The 21,827-nt window shown below is 55.2% G+C and carries 18 protein-coding genes; 9 read left to right on the top strand and 9 right to left on the bottom strand.

Annotation, left to right across the window (positions count from 1 at the left end; translation table 11 throughout):
- Positions 1–49: 49 nt before the first annotated feature.
- From ACAW74_RS02085 to sppA, 7 genes are all read right to left on the bottom strand, one after another.
- Complete coding sequence (locus ACAW74_RS02085; RefSeq protein ID WP_370696529.1) at positions 50–1,090, bottom strand: aminoglycoside phosphotransferase/kinase family protein; 1,041 nt, start codon at positions 1,088–1,090, stop codon at positions 50–52.
- Positions 1,091–1,182: 92 nt separating this feature from the next.
- Positions 1,183–2,556, bottom strand: a complete 1,374-nt coding sequence (locus ACAW74_RS02090; protein ID WP_370696530.1) for a glutamine synthetase family protein — start codon at positions 2,554–2,556, stop codon at positions 1,183–1,185.
- Positions 2,557–2,625: 69 nt separating this feature from the next.
- Entirely contained in the window at positions 2,626–3,204 is a 579-nt protein-coding gene (locus ACAW74_RS02095; protein WP_370696531.1) for a hypothetical protein, read from the bottom strand.
- Entirely contained in the window at positions 3,155–3,994 is an 840-nt protein-coding gene (locus tag ACAW74_RS02100; RefSeq protein WP_370696532.1) for a PAAR domain-containing protein, read from the bottom strand. The genes ACAW74_RS02095 and ACAW74_RS02100 overlap by 50 nt, the downstream gene beginning before the upstream one ends.
- Positions 3,995–4,195: 201 nt before the next feature.
- On the bottom strand, positions 4,196–5,179 hold the full coding sequence (locus ACAW74_RS02105) for an ankyrin repeat domain-containing protein (protein ID WP_370696533.1): 984 nt from the start codon (positions 5,177–5,179) through the stop codon (positions 4,196–4,198).
- Positions 5,139–6,758: a type VI secretion system tube protein TssD gene (gene tssD, locus ACAW74_RS02110; protein WP_370696534.1), complete on the bottom strand. Its 1,620-nt coding sequence runs from the start codon at positions 6,756–6,758 to the stop codon at positions 5,139–5,141. The genes ACAW74_RS02105 and tssD overlap by 41 nt, the downstream gene beginning before the upstream one ends.
- 192 nt (positions 6,759–6,950) lie before the next feature.
- The gene (gene sppA, locus ACAW74_RS02115) at positions 6,951–8,726 is read right to left on the bottom strand and encodes a signal peptide peptidase SppA (RefSeq protein WP_370696535.1); all 1,776 of its coding nucleotides are present in this window, start codon (positions 8,724–8,726) and stop codon (positions 6,951–6,953) included.
- Between the two features lie 290 nt (positions 8,727–9,016).
- Here sppA and ACAW74_RS02120 point away from each other — a divergent pair, with 290 nt between their 5' ends.
- The 6 genes from ACAW74_RS02120 to ACAW74_RS02145 all read left to right on the top strand — a co-directional run bounded on the left by ACAW74_RS02120 (position 9,017) and on the right by ACAW74_RS02145 (position 14,760).
- Entirely contained in the window at positions 9,017–9,607 is a 591-nt protein-coding gene (locus ACAW74_RS02120; RefSeq protein ID WP_370696536.1) for a DUF4136 domain-containing protein, read from the top strand.
- Positions 9,608–9,710: 103 nt separating this feature from the next.
- Entirely contained in the window at positions 9,711–10,973 is a 1,263-nt protein-coding gene (locus ACAW74_RS02125; protein ID WP_370696537.1) for an ABC transporter permease, read from the top strand.
- A gap of 154 nt (positions 10,974–11,127) precedes the next feature.
- Positions 11,128–11,832 (top strand): hypothetical protein, encoded by a 705-nt coding sequence (locus ACAW74_RS02130; protein ID WP_370696538.1) that lies wholly within the window; start codon positions 11,128–11,130, stop codon positions 11,830–11,832.
- 102 nt (positions 11,833–11,934) lie between these two features.
- A complete protein-coding gene (locus ACAW74_RS02135) occupies positions 11,935–12,978 on the top strand; it encodes a hypothetical protein (protein ID WP_370696539.1) in 1,044 nt (347 codons plus the stop codon).
- 93 nt (positions 12,979–13,071) lie between these two features.
- Complete coding sequence (locus ACAW74_RS02140) at positions 13,072–14,148, top strand: hypothetical protein (protein WP_370696540.1); 1,077 nt, start codon at positions 13,072–13,074, stop codon at positions 14,146–14,148.
- Between the two features lie 108 nt (positions 14,149–14,256).
- Positions 14,257–14,760 (top strand): hypothetical protein, encoded by a 504-nt coding sequence (locus ACAW74_RS02145; protein ID WP_370696541.1) that lies wholly within the window; start codon positions 14,257–14,259, stop codon positions 14,758–14,760.
- 28 nt (positions 14,761–14,788) lie between these two features.
- Here ACAW74_RS02145 and ACAW74_RS02150 read toward each other — a convergent pair whose 3' ends face one another.
- Positions 14,789–15,553: a biotin--[acetyl-CoA-carboxylase] ligase gene (locus ACAW74_RS02150; protein ID WP_370696542.1), complete on the bottom strand. Its 765-nt coding sequence runs from the start codon at positions 15,551–15,553 to the stop codon at positions 14,789–14,791.
- A 135-nt stretch (positions 15,554–15,688) separates the two neighbouring features.
- On the opposite strand from ACAW74_RS02150, the gene rsfS reads away from it, so the two are divergent.
- From rsfS to ACAW74_RS02165, 3 genes are all read left to right on the top strand, one after another.
- Positions 15,689–16,108, top strand: a complete 420-nt coding sequence (rsfS, locus tag ACAW74_RS02155) for a ribosome silencing factor (RefSeq protein WP_370696543.1) — start codon at positions 15,689–15,691, stop codon at positions 16,106–16,108.
- Between the two features lie 99 nt (positions 16,109–16,207).
- Positions 16,208–18,262 (top strand): ATP-dependent zinc metalloprotease FtsH, encoded by a 2,055-nt coding sequence (gene ftsH, locus ACAW74_RS02160; RefSeq protein ID WP_370696544.1) that lies wholly within the window; start codon positions 16,208–16,210, stop codon positions 18,260–18,262.
- A gap of 161 nt (positions 18,263–18,423) precedes the next feature.
- The gene (locus ACAW74_RS02165) at positions 18,424–19,233 is read left to right on the top strand and encodes a sialate O-acetylesterase (RefSeq protein WP_370696545.1); all 810 of its coding nucleotides are present in this window, start codon (positions 18,424–18,426) and stop codon (positions 19,231–19,233) included.
- An 84-nt stretch (positions 19,234–19,317) separates the two neighbouring features.
- On the opposite strand, the gene ACAW74_RS02170 is transcribed toward ACAW74_RS02165, so the two are convergent.
- Complete coding sequence (locus ACAW74_RS02170) at positions 19,318–21,807, bottom strand: S9 family peptidase (protein WP_370696546.1); 2,490 nt, start codon at positions 21,805–21,807, stop codon at positions 19,318–19,320.
- Between the last annotated feature and the right edge of the window lie 20 nt (positions 21,808–21,827).

Raw genomic sequence — 21,827 nt, forward strand, 5'->3', positions numbered from 1 at the left:
GCTGACGCGCCGGCCAACAGAAAACAGTGAACAGCGGACTGTGAATGGGTTATAGTCCCAACCGCTTCAGGATGGGGGTTACGTCGAAGGTATCGATCGAGGGGAGATAAATGTCGTAGGCTTCGCGCTGAAGCTTGGTGGCGTAGGTACGGTGGAAAAAATAACGCCCGTACTTGATCACGTAGTTCAGAATGAAGAAACGGTAGGCTTCGGGCAGAAACCGGATTTCGCGCTCGGTCAGCGGGTAGACCTTGTGGTACTCGTCGAGAAACCAGCCAAAGCGCTCTTCGGCCAGCGGCCCAATGTAGTACGAAAACACCGTGCGGTCGCCGGCGTCGGAACAAACGCGGCTGAAAAAGTAAAAATCCATCACCCGGTAACTGATGCGGAACCAGTCGTAGTCCCAGCGCGAAAACAGTTTCTGGTCGGGCGTCACCGAGAAGTTACCGATGTTCCAGTCGACAAAGACCGGCATGGTTTCCACCGTTTTATCGACCAGCTTCTTGCGGTTTTCCAGAAACAGATGGCATTGCCGTCGCAGCGTGTCGATGTGCATTCGATGCTCAAAACGCCCCGCGTCGGTATCGAGCAGATCGAGCAGACCCTGCACGTCGGATCGCAGCGTTTTGGCATATTTGGGCAGCACTGACGACGCTCGGGCGCAAGCTAAGTGAAAACGGGCGATTTCGTTCCCCAACTTTCGGATGTGGGATTCGTCGAGGCGGCGCGGCAGACGTTCCATCGTGCGAATGGGGTTGTAGAACACCACCCAGGCGTCGATAAACTCGTCCTGATGCCGGTAGATGAATACCTGCCCGTTTTTCATCAGTGATTTCGCCAGCACGTTTTCAAACGGGTAGAGCAGGTTGTTGGCCAATGCGTGGATGATGCGGTGGTCGTCTTTGAAGTGCTCAAACTTGCCGAAGTACGAGAGCTTGGCAATGACGCGGTCGCCCGAGTCGAGCGTCAGCCGGAACACGTGGTTGGTCGACACGCGGGCACTGATATCTTCAACCGCCTGCACGGTCTGGCTGGGATCGAACGCCGCCCAGGCCTGGCGGATAATGGTGGTATAATCGATAAGGCGCATATGTACGGGTTTGCCGGTTCGGGTTGACCATCTGATGCTGATCGGAATGGCGACGAGACATCAAACCGTAAACCAGAAACGGCAAACGAATGTCAAATCAGTTCAAAATATCGCTTCAGTTCCCAGTCGCTTACGTGCCGGGCATACTGGCGATGTTCCCAATCGCGGGTTTGGCAAAAATGCGCCACAAATTCCGCTCCGAAGAGTTCAGCGGCAACGGGCGAGTCGCGCATCAGGTACGTTGCCTCGCGCAGGCTGGGAGCCAGCCGCCCGTTTTGCTCGTTCTGATAGCCGTTGCCCGTAGTAGCTGGTACGTCGAGTGCCAGGCCATGCCGGATTCCGTATAAGCCTGAAGCCAGTGCGGCACCCATAGCTAAGTACGGGTTTGAGTCGGCACCCGGTACACGCATTTCCACGCGGGTATAGGCTTCAGCGTGATTCAGTACCCGCATCGCCACAGTGCGGTTATCGAAACCCCAGGTGAGTGTGGTAGGCGCCCAAGCCCCTTCGACCAGCCGTTTGTAGCTGTTGATGGTTGGCGCGTACATGGGCAGAATGTGCGGCAGGCAATGCAACTGCCCTGCTATGTATTGCTTGGCCAGGGTGCTGAGGCGATCCGGCGCGCCGGCATCGTAGAAGAGGTTGATCCCTTCTGCCGACCACAGGCTCTGGTGGATATGGCCGCTGCAACCGGGCAAATCGGCGCTCAGTTTGGCCATGAACGTGGCGACAAGGCCGTGGCGGTAGGCAATTTCTTTCACCGCCGTTTTGAAGAGTACAGCTTTGTCGGCAGCAGCTAGGGCGGTATCGTGGTGGATGGCGGCTTCGTACACACCCGGCCCCGTTTCGGTATGCAAGCCTTCGATCGGGATACCAAACCGACTCAAGTTGTCGAACAGGTCATTGTAGAAGGCATTTTCGAGCGATGGGCGCAGGATGGAGTAGCCAAACATACCCGGTGTCAGCGGTTCCAGGTCGCGGAAGTCTTTCTGTTGCAGGCTCTGTGGTGTTTCGCGGAAGTTGAACCATTCAAATTCCTGCGCCATCTCGGCTCGGTAGCCCATCTGCTCGGCCTGTGCGGCAATTCGTTTCATCAGCGATCGCGGGCAGGCGGGCAAATCGCGGGATGGGTCGGTTGGGTGGCTGAAATCGGCCAGAAAAAACGGCTGTTCCGTCGACGATTCGGTCTGCCACGGGATGCGGCGGAACGTACCCAGATCAATGCGAACGGGTCGATCGGGGTAACCGCTGTGCCAGCCCGTAATGGTTCCGTTGTCATAAGCGGCATCCTGACTATCCCATCCAAACACTACATCGCAGAAGCCATACCCGTCGGTCAGCCCCGCCCGAAACTTCTCGCGACTGATGAGTTTGCCGCGCAGAATACCGTCGATGTCAGCGAAGGCAAATTTGATGGCAGGAATATCGTGTTCGTCGAGGTAGGCAAGCAGTTGCGTAGCGTCCATGCAATAAGCCGGTTGTCGGGGCCGCTAAAGTAACGCAAATCACCACGCCTGCAAACGTCCGCCGTCGGGTTACGGATTCGGTTTGAACGCAATAGTACCGATACAGGTCGGATTCGTGACGGGCAAGGCAAAGCTGATCGTTCCCCAAGGTTCCGTCGACTCAGCCGAAGTCACCTCGTTGACAGACCGCCCGCGGGGTACGTCGAGTAACGACAGGTGATTGTAATGCTGCCGCAATTCGGGTACCGTCACACACTGTCCAGCCAGGGTTAGCACCAGAAAGCCGGGATGTGCCTGACCGTCGTGTCGCAGGCGTAGATCAATTTTACCAATTACAACGCCATTAGCCAGTTTGACCGGGCCTCCTTCGAAAAACGTGAAGAACTCGTTCTGTGATTTCCGCACGAGTGGAACGCCCAATTGGGCTTCCAGCTTTTCTTTCGTAAACGGGGCCTGATTGCCCAATTGGCGTACCACCTGCCAAAGTGTGGGTCTGGAAAACATAGGAGTAGCAGCAACGGCCACAGCGGCCATAATCAACACGAAGTAACGAATTGCGTTCTGACGAAGGGTAATCTTGCCACATTTACGGGGTGGTTCAAGGCTGTCGTCGGCGGGGCGGCGGGGGTGGCGGATAGTTTTGGTCATACCACCCGCCATAGTAATCTTCGTAGGGCTGATTTGTCGTGGAGGTACGTTCGCCCCGGCCAAAAATACCGCCGATGGTATTGCGTGCGCGTGCCTCATTTCCGTCTCGCTCATATTGGTTATACGCATTGTTGTAAGCCTGCTGATTGGCTGGGTTGCCAGCAATCCCAATATCGGCTCCCCCGTTGGCAACAATCTCGCGTTGTATCCGAATATTATTCAGGGTTGCCGCACCTTCATCTGCCAGTGCACCACGTACATACGCATTGCGCGACGACACATCGGCCCGGTACGGATATAACGCATGCCCGGTTTCGTGCGACACCGTTTGCCCCAAAGCCGTAGGATTACCTCGTTCGTTCGGATCGACGGTGATTGTCTGTGTACTCCGGTCGGCAAATGATCCACCGCCGGGAGTGCCATACTGAAATGTCCAGCCTTGGCTCTGGAGGGTACGTATCTGATCTTGCAGGGTTGGCGATAGGGCGGCAAAGGCGTCAAAATCAACACCTAGCCCCGTAATCACTGTGGTTGGTCCGCCAATCAAGACCGTAAACTCACCCATCACCAGTACCCCGCCGTGAACTGTCTTGTCACCCATACGAGCGGCGGGCAGCCCGTTGATGAGTACCGTTGAAGCACCCTGTGAAATCACGTCGGGCGGGCCTACGCACACGCACAGGTTGGTGACCGTAGCAGCCGGCCGACCACCGATCAGCACGGTAGGATGGCCGGGTGGCATTACAGGCCCGCCTACGTGCGGTACAGGAGGTACGCTCGGCGTAACCATTGGGCAAGTGTGCATATCCCCTACTCGTGCGGCAGGCTGTCCCATCAGTCTACTTTATCCAGACGTTAAATACTGGAAGCAGTATAGGTGCTAAAACGTTATTTCCGACCGATAATTTACTGACGGTCAATAGTTTTGAGCAAACGTGTGGCGCACGTCTCACCATTAATCAGGCTGCTCAATGTTGTTAGCGGCCAGCAATTATTCATTAGGGTCTATAAACTTTGGACGAGGCTGAATAGGCTCAGGAATGTGATTAGCCTTCATCCAAGCTTTAAACGCGGCAAACGACGCCTTATCTACCTCGACCCACCGTTGCCCGAAGCCCATCGGATCGGCCCCGATTTCTTGCCGTTTCTGCTGCCATTGGTGGCCTTCTGGCGTATCATGCCACCGATCTAGCAGGGCACTGTACGGTTTCGCGGAAGGGTCAGGCACCGGGAATTTTACACCTCGCGTCATCAAGATCTTCTTGAGCCGTGCTTGCGCGTCGTAAGCTTCCGATCCAACGGCAGGTGTACTTTCCTGCACTTCTAAGGCTATTCCCCCTCCCGAATCAGATAAGCGATCAATGTCAGCCCCTTTTTCAATCAATTCAATCGCCTTATCGAATTTGTTTTGATAACCTGCTTTTATGAGGATCGTATCATCGTGCTCATCCTGAGCATTGATGTCGGCCCCTGCCGAAAGCAGTACATCCAGATTTTTGTAAAACTCACTGTCAAACGCTACATGAATAGCGGGTTCGGTACGTTGTGTGCTGTTAGGGTCGCCCCCATTCTGGAGCAAAATCTTCAGGTACGTATTGTTATCACGCGCTCCGGCTGCCAGCGCCACCGGCTGAATCTTCTCCCTGTCTTTCAGATTGGGGTTGGCCCCTAGTTTCAGCAGTAACCGGAACGAAGCCTCTTTGTCGACCAGCATCGCCCAAATCAGCGGCGTCATGTCAGCCTTGTAAAAGCGGTTGAGGTCTACTTGTTTAGCCAGCCGGGTCACCTCATCGAGTTGATCGGCCTGTATCGCTCGGGCTAGTTCCAGGGCGGGCCCTTCAAAGTACCGTTCAGGGTTCATTTTGTCTTGGTTAACAGAAGCACAGGCTAGAGATATCAGCGTCAGGCTGATAAAAAACACGTGAGTGATGCGCTTATTGGCAACCCAGATAGGCCGATAGCGTTTTAAGATCATCTTTTTTTTGCTTTTCCATAGAATCAATTAGGTAAGGCATACCGTGATAATCAACCCGTCTCATTGGATTCCACGGACTGGCAATCTTGTTGCCCAAGCTATCTTGTGCAGGTACGATATGACGTACCCCAGCGGCCATTGGCATGGTATTGTTAAGCGTCAGGCCTGCGCCCACCGCCTTTCCAATGAGTGACGGTGCTACCATGAGTCCGCCTTTGAGCGCTGGAATGGCTGTATCCTGTAAGTTGTTAAGTATGTCATGTGGAAAATTAAACGCATCGACTAACGGTTGTCCATCACGATTAGTCTTACGGGCCATATCCAGCGAGTAATTACCCATGCGCGACAGCGTTCTTGGATGTACTCCAGCCGCATTGAAAGTGTACGTTTTGGCACCACTTATGATTCCTGCTGCGGCCGCCTGCCCGCCCGCTTTCGAGTGGCCAGCTATTTCTATTCCGCCAGTGGCGTTATACTTCCTTGCTAACCTGGTGGCTAAATTGATCGATCCATTGTATTGCTTCGTGTCGAAACCATTGCCCTGTAATAAGTTAGTCATCCAGTCGGCTTTTGCATTTACCGCATTGTCTGTGCCTCTGAAAACCAATATGGGCTTGGCGTCTTGCTCGAAAGTAGACTGGTATACAGCGTATACGGGCTCTTTACCCGGTACAGATCGTTCGATCATACCCCACCCTTCTGGAAGGCCATTTTTTTCGGTGGGCCAGGTTTGGGCGGCGAGCATTTCCTTAAACTTTTCCGGCTGCGGCGGATCCTGACTTTCGTAGAATTTCTTCTTATCCAGCAAGTAGATGGCGTTCGTCAGTTTAGCCCGCTCGATCGCCCGGTTGTTCAGCTCGAACCGCCGGTTCGCGGCCAACGCTTCCGAAAAAGAGGGCGTGCTTTTTCCACTGGGTTTGCCACCAGCAACCCGCGTAGCATCAGCAGCCATCACGGCTCGCTCAGGCTGCAAATCAACTTCTTTTAACTTAGCCGAACTGGCGTCGATCACGGCCAGGCGGGCGTTGTAGCGCTCTTTTTTCGACTTACGCATGTCGGTGGCATCGGCAACTTGAGCGCAGATCGCCGGTTTGGGCGGCTTCGGGGCTTTGGCCGTTACGCTGTTGGCCTGATAAGCTGCCAGACTAAACGTCTCGCCTGCGCCGTGGCTATCCAGCGGCCAGTTATTGTCGTGCACGATAGCCCCCACGGCCACCCGCTGCGGGCTGATCTGGAGTTGCAGCCAGCTACTGCCCATCCCAGCCGACAGCCCCGGAAAGAAATTCAGGTTCATATCGATGCAATAAGCATTGAAGAAACTGATGGTCTTTTCCGTGGCCTTTGCCCCAGCCTGCAATAGCCTGATTTTTCCATCCTGTTGCATGGTGGGCGAGAGCATCCACTGATACAGAAAGGAATCAGACGAAACAGGCGAATGTAAGGTGCAGCTGATGACTACGCCCAGTACCGGCGAAGCTGGGCGGCCCAGGTGGTCGATCTCCTGCCGCATTCCCAACTCATACCGCTGCAACGGGTACTGTTTCCCGCTTACTTCCAGAAATGCCGTGAATGACGCCATACCGTTGAGTGTTACCTGATGCCCATCCGGGTCACCAACGTACCCACGAATATGCTCCGTATTGTCTACTTAAACTACGGATAAGTTAGCCAAAGGTCCAACAGCCGTTCAGGTATCAAACCAAAGCGACGTTATCGATGAACCTGGTGTGTCATCAATAACGCCGCTTTGGGCTGGTGTTCTTTACGCCGACTACCGAATGTCCATTTCCATCGGCAGACGGGCCTGAATACCCTGGAGCGTTTGCAGCTTACGTACCTGCTGAACAGCCGGCGCGAACGTACCCAGCACCGCTTTCAGGCGGGCTTCGTCGTCCGAGTCGCCAAAGTACTTCATGAATTGCTCAACGGGGCTTTCCAGCGCAGGCATGTAACGCAGGCGGTAGTCATCCTCCTTGAGCTTAGCCTCGGTAGCGGCCAGTTTGATGGCGTCGTCGAGCCCACCGAGCTGATCGACCAGACCAATGGCTTTACCCTGCGTACCCGTCCAGACGCGACCACCGGCAATCGCCCGCACACTGTCGATAGGCAGCTTGCGGCCGTCGGCTACCTTTTTGGTAAAGCTGGCGTAAATGCGATCAACGCCCGTTTGTAACACCTTCCGATCGAAATCGGTGAGGGGGCGAGTGGAACTGGGGAAGTCGGCGTGGGGGTTGGTCAGTACCCGGTCGAACGTGACGCCCAGTTTATCTTTGAACAGGCTTTCGGTGTTAAACAGCAGCGCAAACACGCCGATCGATCCCGTAATGGTGTTAGGCTGAGCCACAATCTTGTTGCAACCCATCGCCATGAAATACCCGCCCGAGGCAGCGTAATCGGAGAACGAGGCGATAATGGGCTTAACTTTCCGGGTCAGCTGCACCTCGCGCCACATGACATCCGATGCCAGCGCGCTGCCACCACCCGAGTTGATCCGCAGCACAATGGCTTTGATGTTTTCGTTCAACCGAGCTTTCCGGATCTCCCCGGCAATCTTGTCGGAGCCAATGCTTTGGTCGTCGCCAGACCCCGTGTTGATATCGCCCGACGCCACAATTACGGCAATTCGGTTCTTGCTCGAGATTTTGTTGTCATCGTCGCCTTCATCACCCGACTCGGCGTTCTTGTATTTACTCAGCGTGACGAATTCGATTTTCTTCTCTTCGTCGATTTTCAACGCTTTCCGGATTTCGCCCTCCACTTCGTCGTAGTAACCCACGTTGGAAACCAGCTTGGCGCGGAGCGCGTCGGCGGGTGTCTGAATCGTCAGATCGCTGGCTAACTGCCGTAACGTGATGGCCGACACGCCCCGGCTTTTAGCGACACTCGTCAGAAAATGATCGTTGATCGAGTTCAGGAACGACGATACCTGCAAGCGGTTAGGCTCGCTCATGTTTTCCCGGATAAACGGCTCGATGGCGCTTTTGAACTCTCCCACCCGGAACACCTCGGGTTTCAGCCCCAGCTTGTCGAGCGATCCCTTGAAGAAGGTCAGCTCGGCCGATATGCCGTTCCATTCCATATCGCCCGCCGGGTTGAGGTATATTTTATCGGAGACAGACGCGATGTAATAGGCTTTCTCGGTCATGACCTCGGCATAGCTGTAGACAAACTTTTTCGAGGTTTTGAAGTCGATCAGCGCGTTGCGCACCTCTTCCAGCGTAGCCCAGCCTGCCTGCGGGTTTTCGGCCGCAATGTAAACGCCCTTGATGTTGTCATCGTCTTTGGCCTTTTTCAGGGCTTCTTTGATTTCCACCAAGCCCATTACGTTGGCATCATCGCCACCACTGAATGAGGCAAATGGATTGGTGCGGCTTCGCTCGCGGATGGGTTCGTCGAGCTTAAGTTTTAATACAGAATTGTCGGCTACCGTAACGTCTCCCTTTGAGGAAGCCGCCCCGATGATGCCCGCAAAAATGATGATTCCCAGCAGGGAGAAAATGACCAGCCCCAGCAGGGTAGCCAGCAAGTATTTCAGAAACTGTCGCATAAAGACGAATTGTGGTAACAGCCGTCGACGTAGCGCCCGGCACACGGAATAAGTACGGTAAAAATAGCCGACGGGTTGCAGTACCCTGTGTTTTTGGGTTAAACGCTTTGTATCATGGATGAGTGGGGCGTATGCGTTTCTAACCTAAACGTGTTTGGCCATGCTCAAGCTTTACCCCTGTTGTTGCCAACCCACTGGCCAGTCTTAGTCATCGACCATTATTTAGTCTACAAACTAACTATTCTAACCATACAGCTGTTATATATCGAACAACAATGCTCAACTGATCTATGAAAAATGCATTCATCATGCTCGCCTTTTTGGTGGGCCTGTCAGCCTGCGCCCCCCGTGTGGCGGTCGACAAGGCAAAAAATGTCGATTTCTCGAAATACCGCACCTTCGCCTGGATGGATTCCGACGTGAAAGGCACCAAAAACCCGGTGTATTACAATCAATTGGCGTCCGATCAGGTCGAACAAACGGTAGCTACCGAATTGTCTAAAAAGGGCCTTCGCGAAACCAATCGCCGCCCCGACCTGCTGATTGGCTATCACTTCTTTGTTGAAGAGAAGACCCGCACCGTAGCCAACAACACAGGCGCCGGCCCCTACGGCTTTTATGGTCCTTATGCGGGTTGGGGTCGTTGGGGCTATTCGGGCTGGGGTCCCGGCTGGTGGGGCTGGAACAGCTTTGGCCCGCAGTATACGCAGGAAAAATATGAAGCCGGAACGGTAGTCGTCGATATGGTCGATAACCGCACCAAGCGCCTCGTCTGGCGGGGTGCCGTGCAGAATGCCGTAGGCGATCCGACCCGCATCAGTCAGAATCTGGCCAAGCAGGTTGAGCGCATCGTCGAGCAATTCCCGCAGGTGAGAGGCTGAATTAAAGTTTGAGGTTTACAGTTTGACGTTTGTAGTTTGCGAGGGCAATGATCAGTTGCCCGACAAGCAACTGTAAACGTCAAACTGTAAACCTCAAACTTTTTTGAATCTCCCCGTCTTTTTAGCCAATCGGGTCCGGAATGCGCCGCTGGGTAGTTTCTCAGCGACAGTCACGCGGGTGGGTATCGCCAGCGTTGCCATTGGCCTTGCCGTGCTGATCATCGCGTTTGGTATCCTGTTCGGCTTTAAACGCAACATACAGCAGAAAATCTTCGCGTTTGGTGCGCATCTGCAAGTCATCAAGTTTTCCAACAACGTCTCTTACGACGCCCCCCCTATTTCGCTCAAATCGCCCGCCGTGGCGCGTGTGCGGGCGTTGCCGGGTGTTGAACGTCTTCAGGGTGTCACCCAGAAAGCAGGCATTCTCCAGGCCGAAGACGACCTTTCGGGAGTGGTGATGAAAGGCGTCGGCCCCGACTACGACTGGCACCTTTTCCGCGAATCATTGGTCGCAGGTACGTTGCCCAACTTCGATTCGGCCAGCACCAACGGCTATTCTACCCAACTGCTCATCAGCCGCACCATTGCCAACCAGCTCAAGCTGGGCGTAGGGCAGTCGGCTATTCTCTATTTTACGGGCCAAACCCGACAAGGTGAAGCACCCACCAGCCCGACCGGCCTGCGCCCCCGCAAGATGACCATTGTGGGCATCTACGAAACCGGGCTGGAAGATGGCGACAAGACATTCATCATTGGCGACCGGCGGCTGGTGCAGCGGCTCAACAACTGGGGTGCCGATTCGGTCGGTAGCTTCGAGATTTTCGTTCGCGATTTTACCCAGTTGAACGCGACGGCCTCTGCGGTGCTGAACCAGATTCCGCCCGAGATGCGCCTGATCCGGGTTACCGATCAATACGGCACGCTCTTCGACTGGATGGTGCTGCTGGACCGCAACACGGCCGTTTTCCTGATTCTGATTCTGTTTGTCGCCTGCTTCAATATGGGGTCGGTGCTGCTGGTGCTGATGATGGAACGTACCCCGATGATTGGGCTACTAAAAGCCCTGGGTAGCCCCAACGACCTGATGCGGCGGCTGTTTGTGGTGGTAGGGCTGAGTATTGTGGCGTGGGGCCTGCTCATCGGCAACACGCTGGGCATTGGCCTGTGCTGGCTACAGGATCGCTTCCACCTGATCCCGCTCAATCCCAAGAATTATTACATGACCTACGTACCCATTGCCTGGGACTGGCCGGTGATTGGGCTGGTCAATGGGGCGGTGGTGGCCATGATTGCGCTGGCAATGTGGGTGCCTACGCTCATCATCAACCGAATCGACCCGGTCAAGGCGCTGGTGTTCAAGAAATAGCCGTCTAGCCACTCAAACCCCGGTTTGGAGCGGATCAGAAAATTCATAAGGGTAAAACCCCTGTTTGTAGACCCCCGTAACCGTTTGTACGAGTTGATCGTTGTGTGAATGGCGTAAGCACTTAGTATTGTCACGTCAATCACGACTTCAACCGATGGCAGAAACAGAAAAGAGTTTTGGCGACAAGTTGCTGGGCTTTTTCATCAAAGACGCCCCCGAAAGCGGGACCGCAGGTACGTCCGCTACGACCCCGCCACCTGCTCCCGCTCCCGCGGGTATGCAACCCGGCACCAACACGCTCCCGCCGATGCCAGCGCCTGCTGCGCCCTCTACGGGGACCGTCGACACCAAATTTGTCGATCACTTCGCGGGGGTGCTGAGCAAAGCCAACCTCCAGGGGCCCGACTATTTCGAGTTTCGCGAGATACTGCGCAATCTGTCTAATCTGGGGCTTACCGAAGAAAAGCAGTTCCAGGCGGCGTGGGCCAGCTTCAAGGCAATGGCCGGTACGGGTGACCCAGGTACGTTGGCCAACGCGGCCAACCAGTATCTGGCTGCTCTGAGCACCGACCGCGATGCTTTCCTGAAAAGCGTTGAAGCCGCCGTGCAGGAGCGGGTTGGCGGGTTGCAGACCGAGCAGAAAAAGCTTCAGGCCGACAACGAGGCGATCGCCAAACAGATCGCCGAACTACAGCAGCGCGTTAATAGCAACAACGACCGGCTGAGCAAAATTGGCGGTGAGATCAGCGAGCAAAGCACCAAGATCAACCAAAATCGGGCCAATTTCGAGACCACTTACGCCAGCTTCACGGATCAGATCAAAGCGGATATTTCTAAAATTGCAGCGTACCTGAAATGAGTTCACTGTTTACTGTTCGCAGTCCTCTGCTGGTAGGCGCAAGCCTACTCCGGCGTCAGCCAACAGAAGACTGCGAACTGAAGACTCCTTAACTATATCGATATGGCTTCTCCTGACTTTTCACAATTAGCTGGCGGCAATGCCGACTCAGACCCGCACAAAGGGTCGTTTTGGAGCCGCCCCGAAGGCATCGCGGGCATGTTGGTGCTGGGTGCCGTGGCCGCGCTTGGCCTCGTTTATTTCAACCGGATCGTTGAGTTTCTGATCCGCGTGACCGAAAATACGCTCTATCTGGCGGGTCTGCTGGGTGTGCTGGCTCTGTTGGTGTTTCTGTTCACGAGCCGCGACGTCAGAACGGCGGTATTCTTCCTGTTCAAAACGTTCATGCGCAAACTGGCCGGGACCATCATTCAGCTTGACCCCATCGCCATCATGAAGATCTACGTGCAGGACCTGCGTGAGAAACGCGAGAAAATGCAGGGGCAGATCGACACGCTGGCCGGCCAACTGGTGAAGCTGAACAAGAAGATCAACGAGAACAACGAGACCATCAAGCAGAAGTTTGCCGAGGCTAACAAAGCCAACGAAATGGCGGCGACCAAGCCCGGCATGAAAGAAGCCGCCACGCTGGCGACCATTGAAGGAGCCGGTTTGCAGGAGATGAACCAGAAGTTGCTCCCGCTGCAACGCAACATGAAGACGGTACTCGACTTCATGGAAAAAGTCAACAAATCGGCCGATTACCTGATCAAGGAAACCGACATCAAGGTAAAGCTGAAAGAGACGGAGTACAAGATTGTGAAGGAAAGCTCGAATGCCCTTAAAACGGCGGTCAGCATCTTCAAAGGCAACCCCGACAAGAAGTTCTACTTCGATGAGTCGATGGAGTATATCCAGGACGACATGAGCAAGAAGCTGGGCGAAATGAAACGGGCGATGGACCTCTCGATGGACTTCATCAACGGCGTAGATATTCAGAATGGCCTGCTCTCCGACAAGGGCGAGCAGTTGCTGGAGGCCTACAACCGGGGCGAGTTTTCGATGGTGCAGCTTAATCCGGCAACAACCAATCAGCTCGATGCCCCGCAGCAGGCTCGTGTGCTGAACCCGCCCAAAGACGAAGGGTACCGTAATCTGTTAGACTAATCACTCCGTTTGACGTTTGGTGTTTATCGTTTGATGTTAAATCAACAGACCACCCAACGTTAAACGACAAACACCAAACGTTAAACTACTTTTATGAATCGCTTAACCACTGCCGGGCGGCTGATTATCACGCTGCTCATTCTGGGCCTTGTTTACTTGGGCCTCAAATACGTTGCCGGTATCGACCTGATCGACAAATTCCGGGGCGGCAACAAAACCGAACAGGTATCATCGCCATCGCTGCCGCAAGGGGGGATCAACAATGAGAACTCGGCCTCAAACGAAGAGGCCACGGGTAGCAGCGAAGCCTCAAGCACGGGCGACAGCGAGTCGTCGGCTACGTCGAACGGCACATCATCGGCCAGCAGCGCGTTCAATTACCAGGCGGCCGAACCACAGGGCGGCAAACTGCGCGGCGTAGTCGAGCTAGGTGCCAGCGGGTTCAACTCGTTCATTGTCCGGGTCGACGACCAGAAACGCTGGAAGCTCGAAAAGGCTGATTTTGGCAATAGCCTCGTGCTGGAAAATATGGCGACTGACCTCGATATCCGCTCGGGCCTGAAGCAGTACATTGCCAATATGCTCAATTTTGGTGTAGGGGGTCGCGACATCCAGTTTGTAGTGAGCTCGGGAGCCCTGAAGGCCGACGCCACACAGAAAATCATCAGAAACCTGAAAGCCCTCAACTACGTGGTGAACACCGTGACGCCCGAGCAGGAAGGTCGGCTGGCGCTGCGGGCCGTGCTGCCTCCGGAGTTCGACGACAACGCCTTTGTGGTCGACATCGGGTCGGGGAACACGAAGATTTCGTGGAAAAACAACGGTAATGTATCGGCGCTGGAAACCTACGGAGCCAAGTATTTCCAGGAGAGTACCGACGACGCCAAAGTTTACAGCGAAGTCAACAGCAAAGCGAAAGGCGTGCCTGCCGACCGACGTAAAACCTGCTTCATCATCGGCGGTATTCCGTTTGAACTGGCCAAGCAGGTGCGGAAAGGCAAAGAGCGCTACACGGTGCTGAAAGCCCCTGCCGACTACAAAGGCGACAATGCCAAGCAGAAAGCGGGCCTCAACATCTACAAAGCCATCGCCGACGCCACCGGCTGCCAGCAATTTGTCTTCGACTGGGACGCCAACTTCACCATCGGCTACCTGCTGACGCTTAAATAAAATTATGAATGATGAATTATGAGTTGTGAAATAGCTTTGACACAAGCGGATAGGCTCCCGTCTGAGACTAATTCATAACTCATAATTTATCATTCATCATTCGACCCAATGACCTTCCGTGATCTCTTCGATTATGCCGCTGCTCAGCCCTGGGTGGTGGCGTTTTTTTTATTGGCGATCCCACTGCTTACGTTTCTGATCAACCTATGGTCGGGCGAGACCGCCGAGGCGATCTGGAAATGGCGGTACGCCTATGCCGCGCTGATCTACGCCGCCTGCATTCCCGGTGTTTTCGCCCTGACGCTCAACCTCTACCTGTTTCTGTTTGAGCGGCAGAGCATCTGGGCTATGAACCTTGTGTTGCAGGTGTTGCCCATCCTGACCATGATCGCGACACTCTGGCTGGTACGGCAGAAACTACCGTTTGAGTACGTACCTGGCTTCGGGCGACTGTCGGGCTTTCTTACCCTCATTGCCGCGCTCATCGGTATACTGTGGTTTGTCGACCGGCTTCGGCTGGTGGCGTTTACCTACGTACCGTTCAGTTACCTCGTCGTGGGTTTCGTAGGTACGTTGCTACTCATCCGCTTCGCCTGGAGCCGGATTTTTTAAGCCAAATGACTACCAATGACAATGAAAGCTACTTAAACGCTACTTCTTTGAAGCCGAAATAGCGTACCTCACCGGCTACCCAGATGCCAAGACGGCCCAATGGGTCAAGGTCGACGATGGTACCGGTGAAAGTGTGGCCTTCTGCGTCGTAGCGGTGGGGTTGCTGATAGCGATAGAGGTGATTCAGGTACGTATCCCGCAGCACAGACCGCTGCCCGGCGCGCAGTTGCAGGTAGCGTTTTTCGAGCTGTTCGCAGAGCGTTGTTAGAAAGGCCGGGAGCGGGTAACCTTCATCGATGGGCGTTTCCAGCAGTAGGGAGGTCGCCGTAGGCAGGCCAAAATCGGTCTGATTCACGTTCAACCCTATGCCGATGATCGACTGTGCGACGTTATAGCCCTGTAAGGTGTTCTCAATGAGCACGCCCCCGAGCTTCCGGTCATAGACGTACACGTCGTTGGGCCACTTGATGGTCAGGCCACCATTGGGCAGCAGCGGCGACAGCGTATCGTTGATCGCCAAGGAGACGGCCATATTCAGCCAGAACTGCTCGGTAGCGGCCAGAAACGTTGGCAATAGAATGAGCGAGCCCGTCAGGTTGTGGCCCGGTTGGGCTTCCCATTGGTTACCCCGCTGGCCGCGCCCGCGGGTTTGCCGGTCCGTGACGACAAACGTACCCTCCGATACGTCAGTTGTGAGCAGTAAATCGGCCGCTTCGTCGTTGGTAGAGTGACAGCTTGGCAGGTAAACTATTTTTTGACCAACGAATAGCGTTTTGGGACAGATTTTGTGCAAAGATTGTTACGTTTATAACATGACCATGACATGTCAAATGGTGTATGGTGCGGTCGGGTAGTGTTTCTACGCATACCCATTCGAATTGGCAACGTACCCGCTACCCCGTTTGCCACACAAGTTTACATTCAAAGCATGATTCAAAACACTGTTTTAGCCAAACAACCCGAACTAACTACCCAGCAGCTTCGCGACCTGATCGTGAAAGGTATGCAGGAGAAAAAGGCGCAGGACATCGTCGTGATGGACCTTCGTCGTGTCAAAAACGCCATTACCGACTATTTCATTATTTGCTCGGGTAGCTCTGATACCCAGATCGATGCCATCGCCGGTTCGATCGAAGAAGAGATTTTGAAAGTAAGCCGGACGTTCCCGTTCAACCGCGAAGGCAAAGCCAACCGCGAGTGGATTCTGCTCGATTACGTCGATGTAGTCGCGCACGTGTTCAAGAAAGAACGTCGGGCCTTCTATGATCTTGAGCAGCTTTGGGGGGATGCCGAGATCGAATATATTGCCGACGACGACATCGTTCCGGCTGCCCAACGGGTAGGCTGACACCCTGTTTTTGCCGCTCCCACTCACCGTTTGCTAGCAAAACATTCGCTTTCTGAACGGTGTTACCCCTACAAACCGACTTCCGTATAACCTGTAGAAATGTCTGATAACAACTCCAATAGAAATCTGCCCCGTGTTCCGCGCAAGCCGAATTTTCAGGGTTGGATTGTGGTACTGCTGATCTCCGCCATCCTTGGTATCGCCTTCATGAGTAAAAGCACATCGGTTCGGCAGACCTCGCCCAAGCAGTTTGAGCGTATGGTCAAGAACCGTGATGTTGAAAAAGTCATCATCGTTAATGACAAAATAGCCGAAGTGACGCTGCGCGAAGAGGCCCTTAAAAAGCCTGAATACCGCGCGCTGAACTCCGAGAAACCTTATTTCGGTGCCAACGAACGCGGGCCGCACTATACCTTTGAAGTTCCCTCGGCCGAATCGTTCAAGAAAGACCTTGAGCGCCTCGAGCAGGGCGTCCCCGAAGATCAACGTATCGACGACCGCTACGAAAGCCGTGCCGACTGGGCGGGTTCGCTGGCTACGTACGGCCTGATTATCATCATGATCCTGGCCATGTATTTCATTTTGGGCCGGATGTCGGGTACGGGTGGTCCGGGTGGTCAGATCTTCAACATTGGTAAATCGCGCGCAGCGCTGTTCGACGCCGAAAACCGGGTGAAAATCACGTTCAACGACGTGGCCGGCCTTGATGAAGCCAAGGAAGAGATCAAAGAGATTGTCGATTACCTGAAAAATCCGTCGAAGTTCACCAAGCTGGGCGCTAAAATCCCGAAAGGGGCGCTGTTGATTGGGCCTCCGGGTACGGGTAAAACGCTATTGGCGAAAGCCGTAGCGGGTGAAGCCGGTGTACCGTTCTTCTCGCTGTCGGGTTCCGATTTTGTGGAGATGTTCGTAGGGGTAGGTGCCGCCCGGGTACGTGACCTCTTCAAGCAGGCTAAAGAAAAAGCACCCTGTATCATCTTCATCGATGAGATCGACGCCGTAGGTCGTTCGCGGGGCCGGGGATCAATGCCCGGTGCCAACGACGAACGCGAAAACACGCTGAACTCACTGCTGGTGGAAATGGATGGTTTTGCAACCGACTCGGGTATTATTATCCTGGCCGCTACTAACCGCCCCGACGTACTTGACCCGGCGCTGCAACGCCCCGGCCGTTTCGACCGTCAGATCAGCATCGACAAACCCGACATCATTGGTCGGGAGGCGATCTTCAAAGTGCACCTGAAACCACTGAAACTCTCGGCGGATGTGGAGCCAAAAGACTTGGCCGCTCAGACACCCGGTTTTGCCGGTGCCGAGATTGCCAACGTCTGTAACGAGGCTGCCCTGATTGCTGCCCGTCGCGACAAAGAGTCGATTGATATGATCGACTTCCAGGATGCAATGGACCGGGTAATTGGCGGTCTGGAGAAGAAAAATAAGCTCATCTCACCTGAAGAGAAAGAGATTGTTGCCTACCACGAGGCTGGCCACGCGGTAGCGGGCTGGTACCTCGAACACGCCGATCCGCTCGTGAAAGTGACGATTGTGCCACGTGGCGTAGCTGCTTTGGGGTATGCCCAATACCTGCCCCGCGAGCAGTATCTCTACCGCACCGAACAATTGATGGACGAAATGTGCATGGCCCTGGGTGGTCGTGCGGCTGAAGACATCGTATTCGGTAAAGTATCGACCGGCGCTCTGAGCGATCTGGAACGGATCACGAAGCTGGCCTACAGCATGGTGACGATGTACGGCATGAACGACAAAATCGGCAACGTATCGTTTTACGATTCGAAGCAATCGGAGTACTCGTTCAACAAGCCGTATTCGGAAGAAACCGCCCGTCAGATCGACGACGAAGTTCGGAAGATTGTAGACGTTGCTTACCAGCGCACGACCGGCATGCTGTCCGACAAGCGCGAGCAGTTGGAGATCATTGCGCAGGAATTACTGAAAAAGGAAATCCTGTACCAGAACGATCTGGAGCGTCTGATCGGCCGCCGACCGTTCGAGCGCGACACAGCCTACCAAGCCTACAAGAAGCGCGGCGAAGAAGTGAAGGAGGAAATCGGCGCCGAAGCCAAGCCCGCCGCCACCGAACCACTGGAGACGCAACCCATTACGTCGACACCGACGCCCCCTGCGTCAGCCTAGTCTGCTGCATTGTTTTACGAAAGCCCGGCCAATCTGGTCGGGCTTTTTTGTTGCCAGTCTGGCAGCTAAGAGTGCTATGGGTAAAAACGACGCGTTGTTGCTTCCCATTGAAGCCAGCCGCTTTTCGTTGGCTATGAACCGGCTTCCCCTAACCGATACCGATGATGTCGTCAACACCTCTCCTACTGCTGGCTTTTCTGCTTGGAAGTGTTCAACTCGTAGCGCAGTCCCGATCGGGTTCTTCCGTTCAGGCAGTGCCAGCCAACCTTCAACTATACCTGTTGGCCGGGCAGTCGAACATGGCCGGGCGCGGTGAGCCAGCGGACAGCGACAAACAACCCAACCCGCACATTCTGATGCTCAATCAGAACAATCAATGGGTGGTGGCCACCGAGCCGCTTCATTTTGATAAGCCTGCGGTGGTCGGTGTTGGCCCCGGTCTGGCCTTTGCGCGGGCTATGCTGGCTGGCGACTCGACCGCTTTTATCGGGCTGATCCCGGTCGCGGTGGGTGGATCGGCAATCGACAGCTGGCAGCCGGGTGGCTATCACGATCAAACCAAAAGCTACCCCTACGACGATGCGCTCCGGCGGGCAAAAGCAGCGCTGCCGAGCGGCACCCTGCGGGGTATTCTCTGGCATCAGGGCGAAAGCGACAGCAAACCGGAGTTGGTGGCTAACTATACCGAAAAGCTGGTTACGCTCATCAACCGGTTCCGGCAGGAATTGGCCGCCCCGAACGTACCTGTCGTGGTGGGTACGTTGGGCGACTTTTTCGTCGCGCAAAACCCCGCCGCCGTCCAGATCAACACGCAACTCCGCAACCTGCCTACCCGGCTACCCCACGTAGCCTGTATCGAAGCCACCGGCCTGACTGACAAGGGTGACCAAACGCATTTCGATACCCCATCGGCCCGCGAATTGGGGCGGCGCTACGCGGAGGCGATGCGCAAACTCCAGGCAAAAAAATAAGCCATCACCAGCTGTTCCATTCCCCAAAAATGGGTGTTGAGACAACTGGTGATGGCTTGGTTGACCTACGCAGTCAGGAACGAACTACCGACCGCTCCCCGACTTGTCGGCCTGGGTGGCGACGGCACCGGGCTTGGGAGTTTTAACGTACGTATCCAGCCAGGTATTCATTTCCCAAAGCATGTGCAGTAGCGATTCCTTGGCCGTATAGCCGTGGCTTTCGTAGGGCAGCAGCACGAATTTGGTCGTGACGCCGTAGCTCTTCAGCGCGTTGTAATACCGCTCCGACTGAATCGGGAACGTACCTGTGTTGTTATCGGCCTCGCCATGTACGAGCAGAATAGGCGTCTTCACCTTATCGGCATTCATAAACGGCGACATCTTGTTATAGACATCGGGGGCCTGCCAGTAGGTACGTTGCTCGTTCTGGAAACCAAAGGGCGTAAGGGTACGGTTGTACGCACCACTGCGGGCAATCCCCGCCCGGAACAGTTTGCTGTACGTCAGCAGGTTGGCCGTCATAAACGCGCCGTATGAGTGCCCGCCCACACCTACGCGGGTCGAGTCGACTACGCCGAGCCGAACGCCTTCGTCGATGGCCGCTTTGGCGCTGCTCACCAGTTGCTCCACATAGGTATCGTTGGGTTCTTTATCGCCCTCGCCCACAATCGGGATGCTGGCGTTGTCGAGAATGGCGTAGCCCATCGTTACGAACGCGGCCGCGCCCCAGTAGCTGATGCGGTTAAATTGGTAGGGCGAACCCGACACCTGTCCGGCGGCATCTTTGCTTTTAAATTCGGCCGGATACGCCCACAGGAACGTCGGCAACGGCCCCTGTTCTTTCTTGTAACCCACCGGCAAATACAGCGTCGCTGTCAGTTCAACGCCATCGGTGCGTTTGTAGCGGAGTTGCTGTTTCTGCACACCCTTCAACTGCGGGTATGGGTGCGCAAACTGCGTCACCTGCACCGGCGCGATGCGCGCTTTGAGGTTGCGCACGAAGTAGTTCGGGTTTTCGTCGGGCGTTTCGCGGGTAGTCAGGATCACCTGCTTGGCCGCGTCGAGAACGGCAACGGGACGCTCGAAATACGGAGCCTGTGACCGCCACAGTTCGCGGGTTTGTTTGGTGTTCAGGTTGAGCAGGCTCACAAACGGCCGGTCGCCTTCAGGCGAGGCACCCTGCCCGTTCACCATCATGATCTCCCCGTTGGGCAGCAGGTTCAGCACATTGCGTCCATACTGGTTATGCCGGGTGTCGGGCTGACCGGGGTTGCTGTACCGATCTTCGTACGACCGATCGAAGAGTACCGCCGTCTGCCACGTTTTGGGGTTTACCGTTTTGGTAAGGGCCTTGCGCGTCTGCCACCATTGTTCTGTAGCCAGCGCCATCGTTTCGTTGCCCCACTCAAAGCCCTCGAAACGGTACTGCGCGGCATAAATTTCTTTGGGCTGACTGGCGAAGGGCGCTTCCATCAGAAAGACTTTATCCCGCACATCAGCTTTCACTTTCGGGTCACCGTTGTCCTGCGCTACCGTGTAATAGACCGAAGCGGGGGCGTCAGCGCGCCAGTTGAAATCGCGCGGGCCAGCTGGCGCACCATCGGGGCTATAGGGTACGCTCTCCTGCAAGGGGCCATCGTTGATGGTTTTTACCAACGTACCTGAGGTAGCGTAAATGTCGGTGCGAAGCGGGAAACGGTAAACAGGTACGAGGTACGAGAACGGCGTATGAACCGTTTCGATCATCACGTATTGACCATCCGGCGAAGGATCGGCTGAGGCGATGATACCGGGTTTTCCGATGGGCGTGCTCTGGCCATCGAGCGCCACACGCATCACCTGCGCGGTGGTATAGTAGGTAAACTGACGCTCGTCGGAGGCGCTCTTCAGCAAATCCTGATACGTCGGCGCCTGTCCACGTTTGCCACCAATATTGGCCTGAATGGTCGGTCCGGCGGGCACACGGCTCACTTCGGGTGCTGCCCCCCGCCCTGTCGGAATCGCTTTCACGATCAGGCTCTTGCTATCCGACAACCACCGGAACGGGCTGCCCATGGTGGCGTTCAGTGCAACAGAACCCACTTTGGTTGCCGCCGCCGTCGCCACGTCGACCACGTACAGATCAATCCGGCTATCGGTCGAGTTGGCAAAGGCAATCTTGGTTTCGTCGGGCGACCATTGGGTGTAGCTGATGAGCGGCTGCGCGGGCAGGCCCGTTACGGCTACTTCGGTTTGGGCGTTCAGCTTTTTCAGTTTCAGACCCGTTACGTAGCGCATCCGGCTGGGGCCATTGTTGGCGGGATTGAGCCGCAGACCAGCCAGTTTCAGTTCAGGTTGCGCCAGTTCGGCAATACCGGGTGCCGACGCTTGTTCCAGAATCAGCATATTACCCTTATCCGACACGCTGACGGCGGGCGTGAGCGGCACCGTGACGAGGTCGGCCAGTGCTTTGGGGGGCGTCTGGTACGTGGGGGCATCCTGCGCGAAGCTGGCCAGGTGGCCAACGAGAAAGCAGGAGACGAGGGCGAGCGGAACCACGCGTATCGAGCGATTCAGCAAACGGTCAGGTAGCATAAACAGGAAGTTGATGTACC

Origin of the sequence: Fibrella musci (assembly GCF_041321105.1) — a bacterium.
Classification (GTDB): domain Bacteria; phylum Bacteroidota; class Bacteroidia; order Cytophagales; family Spirosomataceae; genus Fibrella; species Fibrella musci.